This is a genomic window from Nocardiopsis terrae (genome assembly GCF_014651695.1).
GTDB classification, from domain to species: Bacteria; Actinomycetota; Actinomycetes; order Streptosporangiales; family Streptosporangiaceae; genus Nocardiopsis; species Nocardiopsis terrae.
This window is the reverse complement of sequence record NZ_BMXJ01000002.1, coordinates 659313-675272: the sequence shown is the minus strand read 5'-3', so window position 1 is coordinate 675272 and position 15960 is coordinate 659313. Positions and strand designations below refer to the sequence as shown.

General features: G+C 69.7%; 16 protein-coding genes. 8 read left to right on the top strand and 8 right to left on the bottom strand.

The features are described from left to right. Nucleotides 1-5: 5 nt before the first annotated feature. The gene (locus IE195_RS07060) at nucleotides 6-1856 is read right to left on the bottom strand and encodes a serine/threonine-protein kinase (protein WP_191268639.1); all 1851 of its coding nucleotides are present in this window, start codon (nucleotides 1854-1856) and stop codon (nucleotides 6-8) included. Nucleotides 1857-2115: 259 nt separating this feature from the next. Between IE195_RS07060 and IE195_RS07055 the strand changes: the two genes are divergently transcribed. The 5 genes from IE195_RS07055 to IE195_RS07035 all read left to right on the top strand — a co-directional run bounded on the left by IE195_RS07055 (nucleotide 2116) and on the right by IE195_RS07035 (nucleotide 7369). Next, nucleotides 2116-3066: a 4-(cytidine 5'-diphospho)-2-C-methyl-D-erythritol kinase gene (locus tag IE195_RS07055; protein ID WP_191268637.1), complete on the top strand. Its 951-nt coding sequence runs from the start codon at nucleotides 2116-2118 to the stop codon at nucleotides 3064-3066. Nucleotides 3067-3162: 96 nt separating this feature from the next. Further along, the gene (locus tag IE195_RS07050; protein ID WP_191268634.1) at nucleotides 3163-3873 is read left to right on the top strand and encodes a thiamine pyrophosphate-binding protein; all 711 of its coding nucleotides are present in this window, start codon (nucleotides 3163-3165) and stop codon (nucleotides 3871-3873) included. Nucleotides 3874-3885: 12 nt separating this feature from the next. Further along, nucleotides 3886-4785, top strand: coding sequence for a transketolase family protein (locus IE195_RS07045; protein ID WP_191268632.1), 900 nt, complete (start codon nucleotides 3886-3888; stop codon nucleotides 4783-4785). Nucleotides 4786-4959: 174 nt separating this feature from the next. After that, nucleotides 4960-6741 carry an ABC-F family ATP-binding cassette domain-containing protein gene (locus tag IE195_RS07040; RefSeq protein ID WP_191268630.1) on the top strand — a complete coding sequence of 594 codons (1782 nt, stop codon included), beginning with the start codon at nucleotides 4960-4962 and terminating at the stop codon, nucleotides 6739-6741. A gap of 133 nt (nucleotides 6742-6874) precedes the next feature. Next, the gene (locus IE195_RS07035) at nucleotides 6875-7369 is read left to right on the top strand and encodes a glutathione peroxidase (protein WP_191268628.1); all 495 of its coding nucleotides are present in this window, start codon (nucleotides 6875-6877) and stop codon (nucleotides 7367-7369) included. A 150-nt stretch (nucleotides 7370-7519) separates the two neighbouring features. On the opposite strand, the gene IE195_RS07030 is transcribed toward IE195_RS07035, so the two are convergent. Next, the gene (locus IE195_RS07030) at nucleotides 7520-7768 is read right to left on the bottom strand and encodes a DUF397 domain-containing protein (protein WP_229826105.1); all 249 of its coding nucleotides are present in this window, start codon (nucleotides 7766-7768) and stop codon (nucleotides 7520-7522) included. Beyond that, nucleotides 7765-8532 carry a helix-turn-helix domain-containing protein gene (locus IE195_RS07025; RefSeq protein WP_191268626.1) on the bottom strand — a complete coding sequence of 256 codons (768 nt, stop codon included), beginning with the start codon at nucleotides 8530-8532 and terminating at the stop codon, nucleotides 7765-7767. The genes IE195_RS07030 and IE195_RS07025 overlap by 4 nt, the downstream gene beginning before the upstream one ends. 98 nt (nucleotides 8533-8630) lie before the next feature. Between IE195_RS07025 and IE195_RS07020 the strand changes: the two genes are divergently transcribed. Together IE195_RS07020 and IE195_RS07015 are read left to right on the top strand one after the other, a co-directional pair. Beyond that, nucleotides 8631-8981 carry a hypothetical protein gene (locus IE195_RS07020; protein WP_308428412.1) on the top strand — a complete coding sequence of 117 codons (351 nt, stop codon included), beginning with the start codon at nucleotides 8631-8633 and terminating at the stop codon, nucleotides 8979-8981. A gap of 64 nt (nucleotides 8982-9045) precedes the next feature. Next, nucleotides 9046-9549: a hypothetical protein gene (locus tag IE195_RS07015; protein WP_191269116.1), complete on the top strand. Its 504-nt coding sequence runs from the start codon at nucleotides 9046-9048 to the stop codon at nucleotides 9547-9549. A gap of 271 nt (nucleotides 9550-9820) precedes the next feature. On the opposite strand, the gene IE195_RS07010 is transcribed toward IE195_RS07015, so the two are convergent. Further along, entirely contained in the window at nucleotides 9821-11134 is a 1314-nt protein-coding gene (locus IE195_RS07010) for an HNH endonuclease signature motif containing protein (RefSeq protein WP_191268624.1), read from the bottom strand. Between the two features lie 475 nt (nucleotides 11135-11609). On the opposite strand from IE195_RS07010, the gene IE195_RS07005 reads away from it, so the two are divergent. Next, nucleotides 11610-12155 carry a CPBP family intramembrane glutamic endopeptidase gene (locus tag IE195_RS07005; protein WP_191268622.1) on the top strand — a complete coding sequence of 182 codons (546 nt, stop codon included), beginning with the start codon at nucleotides 11610-11612 and terminating at the stop codon, nucleotides 12153-12155. 90 nt (nucleotides 12156-12245) lie between these two features. On the opposite strand, the gene IE195_RS07000 is transcribed toward IE195_RS07005, so the two are convergent. From IE195_RS07000 to IE195_RS06985, 4 genes are all read right to left on the bottom strand, one after another. Continuing rightward, nucleotides 12246-13238, bottom strand: coding sequence for a GDSL-type esterase/lipase family protein (locus IE195_RS07000; protein WP_191268620.1), 993 nt, complete (start codon nucleotides 13236-13238; stop codon nucleotides 12246-12248). A 99-nt stretch (nucleotides 13239-13337) separates the two neighbouring features. Then, complete coding sequence (locus tag IE195_RS06995) at nucleotides 13338-13847, bottom strand: MarR family winged helix-turn-helix transcriptional regulator (protein WP_191268618.1); 510 nt, start codon at nucleotides 13845-13847, stop codon at nucleotides 13338-13340. Between the two features lie 111 nt (nucleotides 13848-13958). Next, entirely contained in the window at nucleotides 13959-14615 is a 657-nt protein-coding gene (locus IE195_RS06990) for a TetR/AcrR family transcriptional regulator (RefSeq protein WP_191268616.1), read from the bottom strand. Nucleotides 14616-14628: 13 nt separating this feature from the next. Continuing rightward, nucleotides 14629-15606, bottom strand: coding sequence for an acyl-CoA desaturase (locus IE195_RS06985; protein ID WP_191268614.1), 978 nt, complete (start codon nucleotides 15604-15606; stop codon nucleotides 14629-14631). Nucleotides 15607-15960: the final 354 nt, after the last annotated feature.

The window sequence follows — 15960 nt, the reverse complement described above, 5'->3', positions numbered from 1 at the left end:
GGTGGTCAGTCCCTGGTCGGGAAGACGTCGATCCGGGTGGGCTCGGTGTCCGGGGCGTGGGTGAGGGCCAGCATCTCGGGCTCCTCGTCGATCCGGACACTGAACACCAGTTCGCCCTGGGCCTCCTCGCCGGAGGGGACGGCCGACCACAGTTCGGCCTTCTCCTCGCTCGCGGTCGGGGTGTCCGCGGTGACCCACCGGTTGGTGTCGGTCACCAGTTGCTGTTCCCGCGAGCTGAACACGACGGCGGTGTCGCCGAGGTTCTCCAGGACCAGGTCGGCCATGCAGTACAGGCCGTTGTCGATGTTCGATCGGCCCGGCAGGTTGTCGACGCAGCGGAAGTCGTTGACGCGATACCGGACCGCGCCGTCCTCGGAGACCCCGGTGCCGTCCTGCTCGGTGGGCTCCGCGTCACCGAGGCCGTCGTCGGGCACGGTCGGCCCGGGGACGGAGTCGCCGGTCTCCTCCTGCTGGGTGCCACCGCTGCCGAAGTCCACGTTCCTGACGACGAAGGTGATCAGCAGGACGAGGGCCAGGACGAGGCCGACGGCGCCCAGGAACAGACCCCAGTAGAGTCCGTTCCGCCTGCCGGGGGCGGCGGGCCGGTGCGGCGGCGGCGGGACCGGCGGCACGTACGGCTGGGGTCCCCGCTGCTGCTCCGCGGGGGGCGGCACCATCGGGATGGGGCCGGTGGCCGCGGGGTGCTGTGCGGGTGGCGGGCCGGGTGGCGGACGGCGCTGCTGGCCGTGGCCGCCCGGCGGCGGACCGGGCGGGTGTCCCGCCGCGGGGTGGCCCGGGGGCGGCCCCTGCTGGGAACGGGCGAAGTTGCCGGTCTGGTGGGCGGGGGGCGGCATCTGCGGCGGGGCCTGGTAGGGGCCGGGGACCGGATGACGCATCCCGGTCATGGTCTGGTGCGCCGGGTGGGGCATGCCGGGCGGCGGCCCGGGCGGCATCGGGGGCAGGTTGGGCCGCCACGACTGGTGCAGGGCGTGGGAGACCATGTCGTTGGGGTTGGTGGTGTCCTCGCCGCCCGCGAGTTCCAGGAGGAGGTCCTGGGCGGTGGGCCGACGGCCCGGTTCCTTGGCCAGGGCCCGGGTCACCAGGCGGTCCAGCGGGCTGTCGAGGTTGCCGATCTGCGGTTCGGCGAACAGGACCCGTTTGCCGAGCGTCATCGCGTCGCCGTTGCCGAAGGGGTGCGTGCCGTTGCCGGCGAAGGCCACCAGACAGCCCCAGGCGAAGATGTCCGCCGAGGTGGTGACCTGCTCCTCCAGCAGTTGTTCGGGCGCCATCCAGCCGGGGCTGCCCATGACGATGCCGGTCTGGGTGTGGTTGGTCGCGGTGTTCATCGCGCGCGCGATACCGAAGTCGATCACCCGGGGGCCGGACAGCGAGAGCAGTACGTTGGCGGGCTTGAGGTCGCGGTGGACCAGCCCGGTGCGGTGGATGGCCGCGAGCGCGGCGGCCACGCCCAGGGCGAACCCGTGCAGCGTGGAGGAGTCCAGGGGACCGTTCTCCGCTATGTGCTCGGCCAGGGCCGTGCCCGCGATGTACTCGGTGACCATGTAGGGACGGTTCTCGAACGTCCCGTGGTCGAGCACCTTGGCGGTGCAGAAGGAGGCGACCTTGCGGGCGTTCTCCATCTCGTCGCGAAAGCGCGCCCTGGTCTGCTCGTCGAAGGCGAGCTCAGGGCGGATGACCTTGATGGCTACCTGGTTGTTCTTCTCCGGCGTGCTGCCCAGGTAGACGGTTCCCATGCCGCCACTACCCAGCTTCCCGGACAGCACGTAGGGACCGATGGTGGCCGGATCTCCGGCGGCCAGCGGTTCCAGGTTCTTCGGGAGCCCATCCGACGGCAAGCGACCCTCCCCGACGGTGTCCAAACTCCGCCTTGCCCCAAGGTAGCGGTGTTTGTGCCCTGATTCCCACTCACGGGCCGGATCGGGCCGTTCGGGGGTCGGGCGGTAACTGACATGACAGTGGTGACGAATCCCGGACCGCCGGGTCCCGCCCTCCTCGGCGCCGGTGTCCGCGCCGGTGGGATGCGGTGAACACGGCGGACCCCGTGCGGGGGTGTGTGTTCACGCAAGGTGGGGGTTCCTTTACGATTGGGGACTCGTGACCGTTAATACCACCGTAACCGTGCGGGTACCCGCGAAGGTGAACCTCCAGTTGGCGGTGGGGCCCAGACGCGAGGACGGATTCCACGCCCTCGTCAACGTGTTCCACGCCGTCTCGCTGTTCGACGAGGTTACCGTCAAGGCGGCGCCGCCGCGTCAGTCGCGTGCCCTCACCGAGTTGACCGCCGCCGGCCAGTCGGAGTCGCACCTGGCCAGAGTGCCGCTGGACGGGAGCAACCTCGCTGCCCGTGCCGCGACGCTGCTGGCAGAGGAGACGGGGGCCGGTTCTCCCGTCGACATCCACATCGACAAGCGCATCCCGGTGGCCGGGGGCATGGCCGGAGGCAGTGCGGACGCCGCGGCCGCCCTGGTGGCCTGTGACCGCCTGTGGGGCTGTGGCCTGCCCCGGGAACGCCTCCTCGAACTCGCCGCCCGGCTGGGCAGTGACGTGGCCTTCGGTCTGGTCGGGGACACGGCGGTGGGTACCGGGCGCGGTGAGCTCCTGGAGCCCCTGGCGAGCCCGGGGCGGTTCCGCTGGGTCTTCGCGCTCTCCACCCGCGGTCTGTCCACGGCCGACGTCTTCGGTGAGTACGACCGCCTGCGTCCGGACGCCCCCGAGCCGCGCCTGGACGCCGCCCTGGAGAAGGCCCTGGCCGGCGGCGGGGCCCGGGCCCTGGGCCGCGCCCTGAGCAACGACCTCCAGCCCGCCGCGCTGTCCCTGCTGCCCGAGCTCGAGCGGACCCTGGAGGCGGGGCGCTCGGCCGGAGCCCTCGGGGCCCTGGTGTCCGGTTCCGGGCCCACCTGCGCGTTCCTGCTCGGCGGCGGGGACGAGGACCCCGACGAGGTCGCCGAGCGCGAGGCCGGGGTGGTGGCCGCCCTGCGGTCGACGGGGCTGTGCGAGCAGGTGGTCCCTGCGGACGGGGACGTCCCCGGCAGCACCGTCCTGTGATTGTTGTGTTGTGAGTTAAATCACCTTCGATTTCTCCGGCATGGAAGGGTCTCCGCCAATTGACCTCAACCTTTGTTGAGGAAGAACACTGGCGGCATGACGACCACAGCCACCTTCTCCAGGTACGCCGACCTTCCGGCGCTCATCGGGCTCATGGAGGGTGACGAGAAGCACAACGGGGCTTCCGTCTCCACCCTCGACGTGCTCTGGGTGCTCTACGACCGGGTCCTCGAGGTCACCCCCGACACCGCCGAGGACCCGGCCCGGGACCGCTTCCTGCTCTCCAAGGGGCACGGCCCGGCCGCCTTCTACGCCGTACTCGCCGCCAAGGGCTTCCTCGACGTGCCCACCCTGCGCGGCTGGACCGCCTTCGACTCCCCGCTCGGCCACCACCCCGACCGCGTCCTGGTCCCCGGGGCGGAGATCGGCAGCGGCTCCCTGGGCCACGGGCTGCCCCTGGGCCTGGGCACCGCCCTGGGACTGCGCGCCCGGGGCGTCCGCAGGGCCGACCGAACCGAACCCCGCGTGGTGGTCCTCGTCGGCGACGGGGAACTCGACGAGGGCAGCAACCACGAGGCCATCGCCGCCGCGGGCCGTCTGGGCGCGGACAACCTGACCGTCGTGGTCATCGACAACGCCTCCGCGCAGCACGGTTGGCCCGGAGGGGTCGGGCGCCGTTTCGAGGTCGAGGGGTGGGCGGTCCGTGAGGTGAACGGGCGCGACCACGACGCACTCGACGAGGCCTTCACCCGTACCCGCGACGGACGGCCGCTGGCCGTCGTCGCCCGCGTCCGCAACGGAAGCTGAGGAGCACCGGCCATGCGTGAGACCTTCGCCGCCACCGTCAACCGGGCCCTGGAACAGGACCCCCGCACCGCACTCGTCCTCGCCGTCATCTCCTCCGGTATGTTCCGGCGCTCGGCCGCGAGGTACCCGGACCGCGTCATCGACCTGGGCATCCGGGAACAGGCCATGATCGGGGTCGCCGGAGGGCTGGCGCTCACCGGGATGCGGCCCGTCGTGCACAGCTACGCGCCCTTCCTCGTCGAGCGCCCCTTCGAACAGATCAAGCTCGACCTCGGGCACCAGGACGCGGGGGCGGTGCTGGTGAGCATCGGGGGCTCCTACGACGCCGCCGAGGCGGGACGCACGCACCAGTCGCCCGGCGACATCGCCCTGCTGGACACCCTGCCCGGCTGGACGGTCCGCGTCCCCGGCCACCCCGACGAGGCCTCCGAGGCCCTGGAACTGGATATCCCGGGAGACCACCGCGCCTACCTGCGGCTGTCCGGCACCTCGAACCGGGCGGCCCTGCCGGTCGGCCCCCGCCTGCACGTCCTGCGCACGGGCTCGCCCCGCTCCGCCGGGGTGGTGGTCGCGGTCGGCCCGATGCTGGACCGGGTGCTGGAGGCCACCGCGGACCTCGACGTCACCGTCGCCTACACCTCCACGGTGCGCCCCTTCGACCGGGAGGGGCTCAGCACCCTGGCCGCCGCCGCGGGCAACGCCGACGTGCTCCTGGTCGAGCCCTACCTGCGGGGGACCTCCGCCCACGAGGTCTCCGAGGCCCTGGCCGACCGGCGCCACCGCCAGCTGTCCCTGGGCGTGCCCAGGGACACCGAACTGCGCGCCTACGGCACCCCGGCCGAGCACGCCAGGGCGCACGGTCTGGACACCGAGGGAATCGCCAAGGCCGCCAGGGACTTCTTCCTGGTGTAGGCCCTTTCCGGAGGCCTGACGCCCAGAACCCGCCCGGGACCGTGCGTGGTGCGGACCCGGGCGTTCCCCTGCGTCCGCCCGCCCCGCGTCCGCCTGCCCGGTGCCCGGCTGTGCGGGCTGTGCGCGCGGCCGTGTGTTCCGCGCACTGGGGCGCTGACGCCACAATGGAGAGCGATGACAAATCTGGTCAACCTTCAGGACGTGTCCCTGGCCTACGGGCCGCTCGTACTCCTCGACAAGGTCTCCCTTGGCGTGGACGAGGGCGAACGCATCGGTGTCGTGGGCCGCAACGGTGGTGGTAAGTCCACGATGATCTCCGTGCTGTCCGGATTCACCAAGCCCGACTCCGGCCGGGTCGTGCACAACCGCGGGCTGCGGGTCGGTTTCCTGCACCAGCGTGACGACTTCCCGGACAGCACCGTCGGCGAGTTCGTGCTGGGTGACCGGGCCGAACACGAGTGGGCCGGCGACCCGCGCATCCGCGACATCCTGAAGGGCCTCCTCGGGGGCTGGGACCTGGACCTGCCCATGTCCGGCCTGTCCGGTGGCGAGCGCCGCCGTTCGGGGCTGGCGCGCCTGCTGGTCGGCGACCACGACCTCATCGTCCTGGACGAGCCCACCAACCACCTCGACATCGAGGGCATCGCCTGGCTCGCCCAGCACCTGCGCGGCCGTCCCGAGGCGCTCGTGGTCGTCACACACGACCGCTGGTTCCTGGACGCGGTGACCAACCGGACCTGGGAGGTCGGCCGCGGCGCCGTCGAACGCTACGAGGGCGGGTACGCCGCCTACGTGCTGGCCAAGGCCGAGCGCGACCGCCAGGCCGCGGCCGAGGAGGACCGCCGGCAGAACCTCATGCGCAAGGAGCTGGCCTGGCTGCGCCGTGGGGCGCCCGCGCGCACCTCCAAGCCCAAGTTCCGGATCGAGGCGGCCAACCAGCTCATCGCGAACGAGCCGCCGCCCCGTGACTCCGTGGAGCTCGTCCGCTTCGCCAGCTCGCGGCTGGGCAAGACCGTCATCGACCTGAAGAAGGTCTCGGTCGCCATCCCCGAGCGCACCCTGCTGGACGAGCTCACCTGGCAGCTGGGCCCGGGTGACCGGGTCGGGCTGGTCGGGGTGAACGGCGCGGGCAAGTCCACCCTGCTGAAGATCCTCGCCGAGGAGCGCGAACCCGACTCGGGCACCGTGCGCACCGGCCGGACCGTCAAGCTGGCGCACCTGTCGCAGAACATCGCCGAGCTGGACCCCGCCATGCGTCCGCTCCAGGCCGTGATGGACGTGCGGGAGCACATCACCATCGGCAAGCGGGACTACACCGCCAGCCAGATGCTGGAGAAGTTCGGTTTCCGGGGCGACCGGCAGTGGACGCCGATCGGCGACCTGTCCGGCGGTGAGCGGCGCCGTCTGCAGCTGCTGCGCCTGCTCATGGACGAGCCGAACGTGCTGCTGCTGGACGAGCCCACCAACGACCTCGACATCGAGACCCTCACCGAGCTGGAGGACCTGCTCGACGGCTGGCCCGGCTCCCTGGTGCTGGTCAGCCACGACCGGTACTTCCTGGAGCGGATCACCGACCGGGTGCTCGCGCTCATGGGCGACGGTTCGCTGGCGTTCCTGCCCGGCGGGGTCGAGGAGTACCTGGACCGCCGCGCCGCCACCGCGGACGAGGTCACCGTGCCGCTGGGGGCCTCGGAGACGGCCGCTGCCCAGACGCCGACCGAGCAGCCCGCGGTCTCCCAGGCGGAGCGCCGCGCCGCGCAGAAGGAGATGCAGCGCGTCGAGCGCCGGATGGACAAGATCGCCAAGCGCGAGGCCCAGCTGCACGAGCAGATGGCCGCCGCGGCCGAGGACTACACCAAGCTGGCCGAGCTCGACGCCGAGGCCAAGACCCTCACCGCCGAGAAGGACGAGCTGGAGATGGTCTGGCTGGAGCAGGCCGAGCTGATCGGCGACTGAACGGGGTTCCCTTCGGGGAGTGCCTGCCACGGGCGGTCGCCCGGGCCCCTGTGCCCGGACGGCCGCCCGTAGTCTGCTCACAGGGCGCGTAGCACTGTTTCCGTAGCACTGTTCCGAACGTAGAGGAGACCCCATGGCCGACCTGGACCAGATCCCGGTGACCCTGATCGACGGCCGCGAGACCACCTTCGGTGAGTGGTCCGGGAAGGTGCGGCTGGTGGTGAACGTCGCCTCCCGTTGCGGCCTCACCCCGCAGTACGGCGCGCTGGAGGACCTCCAGAAGCGCTACGCCGACCGCGGGTTCACCGTGCTGGGCTTCCCCAGCAACCAGTTCCTCCAGGAGTTCGGCGGTGAGGACAAGATCGCCGAGTACTGCTCGATGACCTGGGGGGTCACCTTCCCGATGATGAGCAAGGCGAAGCTCAACGGGAAGGGCCAGCACCCGCTCTACGCCGAGCTCACCCAGGTTCCGGACGCGGAGGGCAAGGCGGGGAAGGTGAAGTGGAACTTCGAGAAGTTCCTGGTGCTGCCGGACAACACCGTCCACCGTTTCCGTCCGGCCACGGTTCCCGACGCTCCCGAGATCGTCGAGCTCATCGAGAAGCACCTCCCCGAGTCCGCTGCCTGAGTTCTCAGAGCCGGAGCGTCCGGGCGAAGTGCAGGCCCCGGGGGCCAGGACCCCGGGGCCTTGCTGCGTGAAGAGCCCGGTCGGGTTGGGGCCGTCGTCCCTCGGAACCCGGCGGGGAGGGGCCGGAAGGGTCGGGGGAGGGGCAGGGGGCTAGCGGGCCAGGAGGGAGAGCAGGCGTTCGGCGTCGAACTCGCCGTCCTTGGCTCCGGCGACGAAGGCGTCCCACTCGGCACGGGTGAAGACCAGCGGGGCGGCGTCGGGGTTCTTGGAGTCACGAAGGACGAAGGCCGCGTCTCCCGTGTCCTTGTTCTCTGCCGCGACCTGGTTCCCCGGAACGGCCGCCACCTCGACGCACTGACCAGTCGAAGCGCTGTAACTACTTTTGCGCCAATCACTCACGGTAGCTTTTCCAATACATTTCGTGATTCCCTGTGGGGGAGAGCTGATTGCATGAACCGCTTGACGAGTTCGAGTAGTCGGGGGAGCCCCCCACCCTCTCGGTACACAATATTCCCGGTCGCATGTTCGCTGGTCGCTACTGTGGAGCCGTCTCGCAGTCGGAAGACCATCAAGGGCGACGGAAGACTGACCAGGAGCGTTCCTTCGGGGATCAGCAGTACACGTACGCGCCCTGTGTCCATCAATCGCAGCAGGTGAGCCGATTGCTCTGCGCGCTCGTCCTGAGGGGCGCTGGTTAAGGCGCTCACCGGGAACACCGCTGTCACGCGGAGGTCGGGGAGTTGCTCCAGCCGCTCGCAACGAAGCTTGGCCAGTCTGTCCAGTTCCTTCTCGGGGAAGAAGGGCTGTCCCTCTTCAAACACCAAGCGCGCATATTTCGGTGATTGCAGCAATCCTGGCACGACCGACAGCGGAGACACCCACTCGACCGCAAGGGACGCCCCTTCAAGTTCGGCGACGTCCACTCCCCAGTCCGGGAATGCAGAGCCGCCTGCAGCAGTGCGCCACGCCGCGAACAACTTGCCCTTGGCTGTGACTGCTTTGTCCAAAAGCTCTGCATTCTTCCGCTTTGGGAGTACCTTCCCCGCCTCCCAACGGCAGACCGAGGACGAAGATGTCTGAGCCAAGTCTGCAAGTTGGTACTGCGTCAAGCCAGCAAGTTCACGGTAGCGAGTGAGAGTTATTGCAAAGTCTGCAGCTGCCATATCCCACAGAGTAGCCAGAAAATCCCTCAGGCGACCGGAAAATAGAGGGATCTCAACGGACGCTATGCAATCTCGGTTGTTGCCAGGACGCTGAACCCATGGACGTTTTCGGACAGCGGCAGACGCAGACCACCCGGACCACTCAGAGCCAGAACACCGGCCCTCGGGCGGAGGTCCTGCAGGCCTTCCGTGAGATGCGGGGGCTGACCTTCACCGTGGAATGGCGGCGCTTCCCCTGGACCCGGGGCGCTGATCTCGAACGCGCGCTGGTCGGCCCCGCCTATCTGGGCAATGTCGCCCTGGGGCTGAAGGACCGCAGCCACTGGGCCTACCAGTCCCGGGACGGCCGTACCTGGCGCTACATCCCCCGGGCCCAGGTTCGCCGCCTGGTGCACGAGGTGGTCGAGGAGTTCGCCGGGTTCGTCCCGCCCCTGCCCCGCAGGCCCTGACAACCGAAGCGGCCCGGCGGTGCTGTAACACCCCGGGCCCGGACAAGTGAAGGAAGCACTTGCCATGACGTACGTTACCGCCGCTTTGTGCACCCTGGTGCGCCTGCTCCGCCCCTGTGGCGGGCTGCACGCCGACCCCTCCGGCTACCTGCGCACCCTGGCCGCCGAGTACCGGCGCCGCTCCCGCCGGGTCCGCCGCTACACCCTGCCCGAGTACGGCAAAGTCCCGCCCAGCAGCACCGACACCCGTGCTTCGGAACCGGCTCCGAACCAGGTCGGCCCGTTCATCCCCCGGCCCCGACGTCCGGTCGACAGCCGCACCCCGGTCCCGGGCACGAACACCCCGGCGCCCCCGCACCCGACCGGGCACCTGTCCCCGCCTCCGGCGCTGCTGCCGACTTTCCGTGTTCGTCCCGGCCGTCCCTCGGCTGTGGGTGCCGGCGCTGTGTCCGTCGCCGTACAGACCGACCTGGTGCGTACCTACTACCGGGAGCACGAACAGCGGGCTCGCGCCGCCCGGGGCCGGGTCGGTCAGGGTTTGGGGGTTTCCCCGTTTCCTGCCGCGTGATGGTGGCCGTCTTTCGCTTCGCGCGTCAAGGTCGTACGTCCTCGCTTCGCTCCGGGCGCTCCACCCTGACCCGCTTCGCCACGACGGCGGATCGGCGGCTGTCAGGAAACGGGGGGCGTGTGGTCGGGGTGGGAGCGACGGCCCCCGAAAGGGGCCCAACCACCACCAGCACGACAGCAATAGGAATGGCGGCAGGGGCGGTGGAGGTGGGCCCAGGGCGCCGGGTTCCTGCGGAACGGGCATGCGGGGGTAGGGACCTGGTCCTTCGGGGTCATTCACGCAGTGGGGATGCCTGGACTGGTGGTCCTGGCGGGCGCCCCGGCCGTCCCCGGGTCCGCCCGGCCCACCTCTTCTTGTCCCGGCGCAGTCCCCACCGGTGTTTGAGCCGGTTGTGGGTCGAGCACAGGGGCTGGATGTTGTCGGCGCTGGTCGTCCCGCCCTGCCACCACTCCACGATGTGGTCGGCCTGCGTCCACTTCAGAGGCACGTCGCACCCGTGCTGCCAAGCGCAGGTGGTGTGCCCGAGGAAGGCGGCCGCCCGAATCCGGGGGGTGGCGACCCGGTACTCATGGCCCACATCCAGCACCGCGCCGCTGTTCTGTTCCACCATCAGGTGGCGGACCAGGGAATCGGTGAGGAGTTCGCGCACGGCACTGGTCGGCACTACCTGCCCGTCCCGGGTGGTGGCCGGGTCGTCCCCGTCCAGACCGGCCAGGGTGGTGGCGGGGACGAGGATGTTGATGACCGCCGCAGCCGTGGTGGGCTTCTCGCACTTCTGGTGGGACTGGGCGAACCCCACCGCGTTGCAGAACGCGTCATAGGTGCTCTGGGACCGGGAAAGGCCGTCCTCGGCGTCGTAGGGGTTGGCGTAGCCCTCCAGCGCCGCCTCCAACCGCAGTGCGTCGGCGGCCGACCCCCAGGCCTGGAACAGGAAGCTCCCGCCGAAGGTCCTGGTCAGCTTCGCGCCTCGTTCGGCGTGGGCGGCCTCGTGGTCGAGTTCGGCCCGGTTCGGGTTCAACCGGGTGCTGAGCTGGTGGGCGGCCTGGCCGATCCCGGAGACCGAGGTGTTCGGACGCATTTCCTTGAAGGACAGCAGTCCGGATTCCATCTTCGCCCGAAACAGATCCGGATCTTCGTTGTCCCGGGCATCCCTTTTCTCCACCGCTCGTTCCACGCTCTTGACGATGGCGGCGGACTCTCCGAAGGAAAGTGTTCCGGATTCCAGTGCCTTGATGGTGTCCGGCATCGAATTGCGGGCATCCGCACGCCCCACGGAGGCCAGTTCGCCGGCCTGGGCGGCGGAGATCGCGAAGGAGTGGCGCAACCACTTGGCCAAGTCCCGGTGGCCGCCCTGGTCCAGGAGCTGTCCGCTGGCCTCGATACGGGCCAGGGCCGCGACCATCTGGTGTTTGAGCAGGTCCAGTTCCTCCCAGACCCGGGTCGCCTGGTCCAGGACCTCACCCGCGCACCCGGGTGCGAGCTCCTTGGCGAAGAAGGCGGTGACCTGTTCCCGGGCAGCGCGCACCGCCGCGTCCACCGGGGTGGACCCGGTGGTCGACGTGGGCGCTGCGAAAGAAAAGGTCATAATTCAATAGTAGGAAACTCTCCACTGAGCGCCTATATCCCGGAAGTCTTATTATTGTCACCGCCCGTCCTTGAAATGGCCCATAATCACCCTGTGGATAACCCAGCGAATGCCGCAATTACATGCTAGGAAAACCCCAGGCGCCCTGCCCCCAACCCGATTGCTGCCGTACTGGGGCGCTGGTTGTGGTTGGGCCCCTTTCGGGGGCCGTCGCTCCCACCCCGACCACACGCCCCCCGTTTCCTGACAGCCGCCGATCCGCCGTCGTGGCGAAGCGGGTCAAGGTGGAGCGCCCGGAGCGAAGCGAGGACGTACGACCTTGACGCGCGAAGCGAAAGACGGCCACCATCACGCGGCAGGAAACGGGGTCCCCGACACCCGGTGGGGAACAGGAAAAAGCCTGGCCGAGCCAGCCCGGAATCAGTTCCCTGGCCTTGCCGGGCTACGGCCGCGGCGCTCTCGATAGCCTGCGGGCATGGTGGAGTTCGTCCTGTTCTGCGCGCCCGTGCTTCTGTACGTCCTCGTGTGGTCGCGCCGGAAGGAGCGAACGTTCGGGGAGGCACTGACACGCGTGGGCGCCTCCCGGGGTTCGGCGTCCGCGTACGGGTGGGCGCTGCTGCTGCTCCCGCCGCTGCTGCTGACGAGTTGGCTCTCGATCGTGCTCGTTCCCGCCGGGGTGCTCACAGCCCCCGGGGTCTCGATCGCCCTGATCACCTCGGTCGGTGCCGTGGTCGCGGTGGTGCTGCGCGCCTTCGGTGAGGAGGCCCTCTTCCGGGGCCTGCTGGCCGGTGCGCTGATCAGGCGGCTCGGTTTCCTCTGGGGCAACCTTTCGCAGTCGGCGCTGTTCCTCATCCCGCACACGGCCCTGCTCCTGGTGGACACCCGGCTGTGGCCGGTGCTGCCGGTGCAGTTCGCCGCGGGGTGGCTGCTCGGGTGGCTGCGGCACCGGACCGGGACGTTCCTCCCCGGCGCGGCGGTGCACGCCGTCGTGAACGTCGGGGCCGGGCTGATCGCCCTCTGAGGGCCCCACCCCGGCGCCGTCCCGATGATCCGGGCCCCGGACGGACACCGACCGGCGTCCAACCGGGGCCCGACCGAGGCCCGAGCAGGGCTAGCGGACCTGTTCCTCGAAGACCCCGGCGATCGCCTGGGCTCCTGCCAGGTTGGTGTGGATGTCCGGACCCCGGGTGAGGTCGCACATCCACGTCAGGTCGCAGATCTGCTGGAGGTTGGCGGGCATGCCCGTCTCACTGTCTGCGGGGACCCCGGTGTCGGTGCCGTCGAAGACGGTGTCCACGTCGGCCACGTCGATCCCGGCCGCCTGGTAGGAGTCGGTCAGCGACTCGTTCACCTGGCCCAGGATCTCGACGGTCCGGGCGGCCAGGTCCTCGTCCGCCTCCTCGGCGGGCTCCGGCTCCTCCCCGGATTCCCCGCTCGCCTCCCCGTCCCCGCTCGCCTCCGCGTCCCCGGAGTCCTCGGCGTCCTCCCCGGACTCCGGCTCCTCCAGCAGCGCCAGCGCCAGGAACGGGTTGTAGTAGGTCATTCCGATGATCTGGGTGTCCGGGCCCGCGGCCTCGGTCAGTCGTTCGGCGATCACCGGGACCTCGGTCTCCAACCGCTCCAGGCCGTTCGCGACGCACTCCTCGTCCACACCGACGTCGTCGATGTCGAGTTCGGCCCCGGTGTCGCGGTCCGCGTCCACACCCTCCACGCAGTTGGTGAAGTTGTTGCCGCCGATGGTGAGGGTGACCAGTTCGACCTGGTCGCCGTGCTCCTTCAGGAACGCCTCGGCCCCGTCGAGCTGGGACCCCGCCTCGTAGCGGCTGTCGCAGCCGGCGATACCGCCACCGACGAAGGTCGTGGTGTCCTCGCCGCCGCAGCCCATGCGTTCGTGTTGGAGCGTGGAGTCGGCGTCCTTCAGCGAGCGGTACAGGACGTCCGTGTACCCCTCGGAGGTCTCCTCGGGCTGTCCCTCGGGATCGGGCTGCACGCCCACCGTCAGGGAGTCGCCCAGGGACAGGTAGAAGCTCTGCGCCGTGGCCGGCTCCTCCTCGCCCCCTGCGGAGCAGCCCGCCACCACAACGGCCGCGGCGACCGCGGCCATCCATCGGATTCTCAAAGTGCTCTCCAACCAAGGCCCATACTGGAAATGTCGCGCGCCCAGAGGCGGGTTCCCGGTGAGCAGACGGATACCGCCGAGTAACTACCCTTGCTGACCCGAGGGTGCCCTGTCGAGGGGGGCCAGGAGGCGTCTCAGTAACGATGCCAGCTGTTCGCGCTCGGCGGCCGGCATGGGCGCCAGGAGGGTCTCCTCGTAGCTGAGGAGCGAGGCCAGGGCGGCGTCGATCCGCTCGGCCCCCCTGTTGGTCAGCCGGACCAGGACCCCGCGCTTGTCGGCGGGGTCGGGGCGGCGGCGGACGAGCTCTGCGGCGGCCAGCCGGTCCACCCGGTTGGTCATGGTCCCCGAGGTCACCAGGGTGGCCCGCAGCAGGCGTCCGGGGCTCAGCTCGTAGGGCGGCCCGGACCGCCGCAGCTCGGCGAGCACGTCGAACTCCCAGGGTTCCAGTTCGTGCTCGGTGAAGACGGTGCGCCGGGCACGGTCCAGGTGGCGGGCGAGCCGGGACACCCGGCTGAACACCTCAAGGGGCGTTACGTCCACGTCCGGCCGTTCGGAGCGCCACGCCTCGATCAGCCCATCCACCTCATCGCGCATGGCACCAGCATATCTCTTGACATCAAGATAGTGGGGCGGGTATGCGTCGCACACCCGCCCCACCGGTGCCGGGGGTGGCGCCCCCGCGGCGGTTCCGCACCAAAGATCCGGTCAGCCGGAGCGCCTCCGGCGCGTCTGAAGCTTCGGTTTGGCCTCCAGCGAGGAGAGCCCGTTCCATGCCAGGTTGACCAGGTGGGCCGCGACCACCTCGCGCTTGGGCTTGCGCACCTCCAGCCACCACTGGCCGGTCAGTGCCCACATACCCACCAGGGCCTGCGCGTACATGGGGGCGAGTGCCGGGTCGTAACCCCGCTCGGCGAACTCGTCGGCCATGATGTGCTCGACCTGGCTGGCGATGTCGTTGATCAGGCTGGCGAAACTCCCGGTGCCGGAGGCGACGTGCGAGTCACGGGTGAGCACCCGGAATCCGACACTGTCCTCCTCCACGTAGCGCAGCAGGCCCAGGGCTGCCTTCTCGATCCTGTTCCGTGCGTGGTCGGCGGTGAGGGCCTCGCCCATCATGTCCAGGAGCGTGCGCATCTCCCGGTCCACGACAACGGCGTAGATGCCCTCCTTGCCACCGAAGTGCTCGTACACCACGGGCTTGGACACACCAGCCCGCGCGGCGATCTCCTCGACGGAGGTCGCGTCGAAGCCTCGTTCGGCGAACAGCTCCCGGCCGATCTCCAACAGCTGCTGTCGTCGCTCTCTGCCCGTCATGCGCTTGCGGCGCACACGGGGCCTCTGCTCGCTGTCGGCTACTCCCATATGGATTCTGATCCTAGACCTTGACCCGCTTGGCGGCGAGCCGTTTGTTGTTGGGCCAGCGGACCTTGGTGGCCCAGCCGAACTTCTCGAACGCCCAGATGACACGGGCGGAGATGTCGATCTGGCCCTTGAACACACCGTGGCGGGCGCAGGTCGGGTCGGCGTGGTGCAGGTTGTGCCAGGACTCCCCGAAGGAGGGGATGGCCAGCCACCACACGTTGCGGGAGCGGTCGCGCACCTCGAAGTTCTCCTCGCCGATGGTGTGGCAGATGGAGTTGATCGACCAGGTCACGTGGTGCAGCAGTGCGACGCGCACCAGGCTCGCCCAGAAGAACGCGGTGACCGCGCCCCACCAGGACATGGTGACCAGGCCGCCGATGGCGGCGGGGGCGAACAGGGAGAAGAGCACGATCGGCAGGAAGAGCCTGTCGACGAGGACGACGTCCTTGTCCTTGAGCAGGTCGGGGGTGAAGCGGCGCGGCGAGGTCTTCTTGTCGTCCAGGTACATCCAGGCCATGTGCGCGTAGTACAGGCCCTTGGCCACGGACTTCCAGTCGTCGCCGAAGCGCCACGGCGAGTGCGGGTCGCCCTCGGCGTCGGCGTACTTGTGGTGGCGGCGGTGGTCGGCCACCCACTTGATGACGCTGCCCTCGATGGCCATGCTGCCCGCGACGGCCAGGGCGATCCGCAGCGGCCGGTTGGCCCTGAAGGAGCCGTGGGTGAAGTGGCGGTGGAAACCGACCGTGATGCCCAGGCCGCTGATCAGGTAGAAGACCGTCGCGATGGCGATGTCGGTCAGCGACAGCCCCCAGCCCCAGAAGAACGGCACCGAAGCGACCAGCGCGATCAGCGGGACGAACACGAAGGCGAAGACGGTGTAGCGCTCGGCCTTGCCCCGCAGTTCGGGTTCGTACTCGGGGTTGGCGTCGCGCTTCGGCGCGCCGGGGTCGGTCAGGGCGCTTTCGGTCGGCACCTCAGGGGCTGCGGTCATGGTCTTGCACACCTCGTTATGGAGAACGTCGTCACAGGTCAGGACGGCGTCAAAAGCGCGCAGAGTACCCGCTGGGACGGCCCAACCTATTCCTACGTAACCGTAACCTACGAACCCGTAGGTTTGGCAAGCCCCCGGGGGGAGGCGCTATGTTGGTGGCGAGCGTTCGGACGACACGTCCGCAGCGTTCCCGGATGATGTAATGGCAGCATCTGGGGTTTTGGTCCCCATCGTCCAGGTTCGAGTCCTGGTCCGGGAGCAACTCCGCCGCCGGGGCGCCCCGCGCCCGGGCGCGCCGCGCGATCCCCCTCGCCGCGCTCTCACACGGCTGATGGACGCCCGTGACGCGCATGT

What these genes read in the sequence shown, in the direction of transcription:
- IE195_RS06990 (WP_191268616.1), bottom strand. Translation starts at nt 14,615, where the DNA reads ATGGGAGTAGCCGACAGCGAGCAGAGGCCCCGTGTGCGCCGCAAGCGC.
- IE195_RS07045 (WP_191268632.1), top strand. Translation starts at nt 3,886, where the DNA reads ATGCGTGAGACCTTCGCCGCCACCGTCAACCGGGCCCTGGAACAGGAC.
- IE195_RS07015 (WP_191269116.1), top strand. Translation starts at nt 9,046, where the DNA reads ATGACGTACGTTACCGCCGCTTTGTGCACCCTGGTGCGCCTGCTCCGC.
- IE195_RS07050 (WP_191268634.1), top strand. Translation starts at nt 3,163, where the DNA reads ATGACGACCACAGCCACCTTCTCCAGGTACGCCGACCTTCCGGCGCTC.
- IE195_RS06995 (WP_191268618.1), bottom strand. Translation starts at nt 13,847, where the DNA reads ATGCGCGATGAGGTGGATGGGCTGATCGAGGCGTGGCGCTCCGAACGG.
- IE195_RS07000 (WP_191268620.1), bottom strand. Translation starts at nt 13,238, where the DNA reads ATGGCCGCGGTCGCCGCGGCCGTTGTGGTGGCGGGCTGCTCCGCAGGG.
- IE195_RS07010 (WP_191268624.1), bottom strand. Translation starts at nt 11,134, where the DNA reads ATGACCTTTTCTTTCGCAGCGCCCACGTCGACCACCGGGTCCACCCCG.
- IE195_RS07035 (WP_191268628.1), top strand. Translation starts at nt 6,875, where the DNA reads ATGGCCGACCTGGACCAGATCCCGGTGACCCTGATCGACGGCCGCGAG.
- IE195_RS07040 (WP_191268630.1), top strand. Translation starts at nt 4,960, where the DNA reads ATGACAAATCTGGTCAACCTTCAGGACGTGTCCCTGGCCTACGGGCCG.
- IE195_RS07020 (WP_308428412.1), top strand. Translation starts at nt 8,631, where the DNA reads ATGGACGTTTTCGGACAGCGGCAGACGCAGACCACCCGGACCACTCAG.
- IE195_RS07005 (WP_191268622.1), top strand. Translation starts at nt 11,610, where the DNA reads ATGGTGGAGTTCGTCCTGTTCTGCGCGCCCGTGCTTCTGTACGTCCTC.
- IE195_RS06985 (WP_191268614.1), bottom strand. Translation starts at nt 15,606, where the DNA reads ATGACCGCAGCCCCTGAGGTGCCGACCGAAAGCGCCCTGACCGACCCC.
- IE195_RS07025 (WP_191268626.1), bottom strand. Translation starts at nt 8,532, where the DNA reads ATGGCAGCTGCAGACTTTGCAATAACTCTCACTCGCTACCGTGAACTT.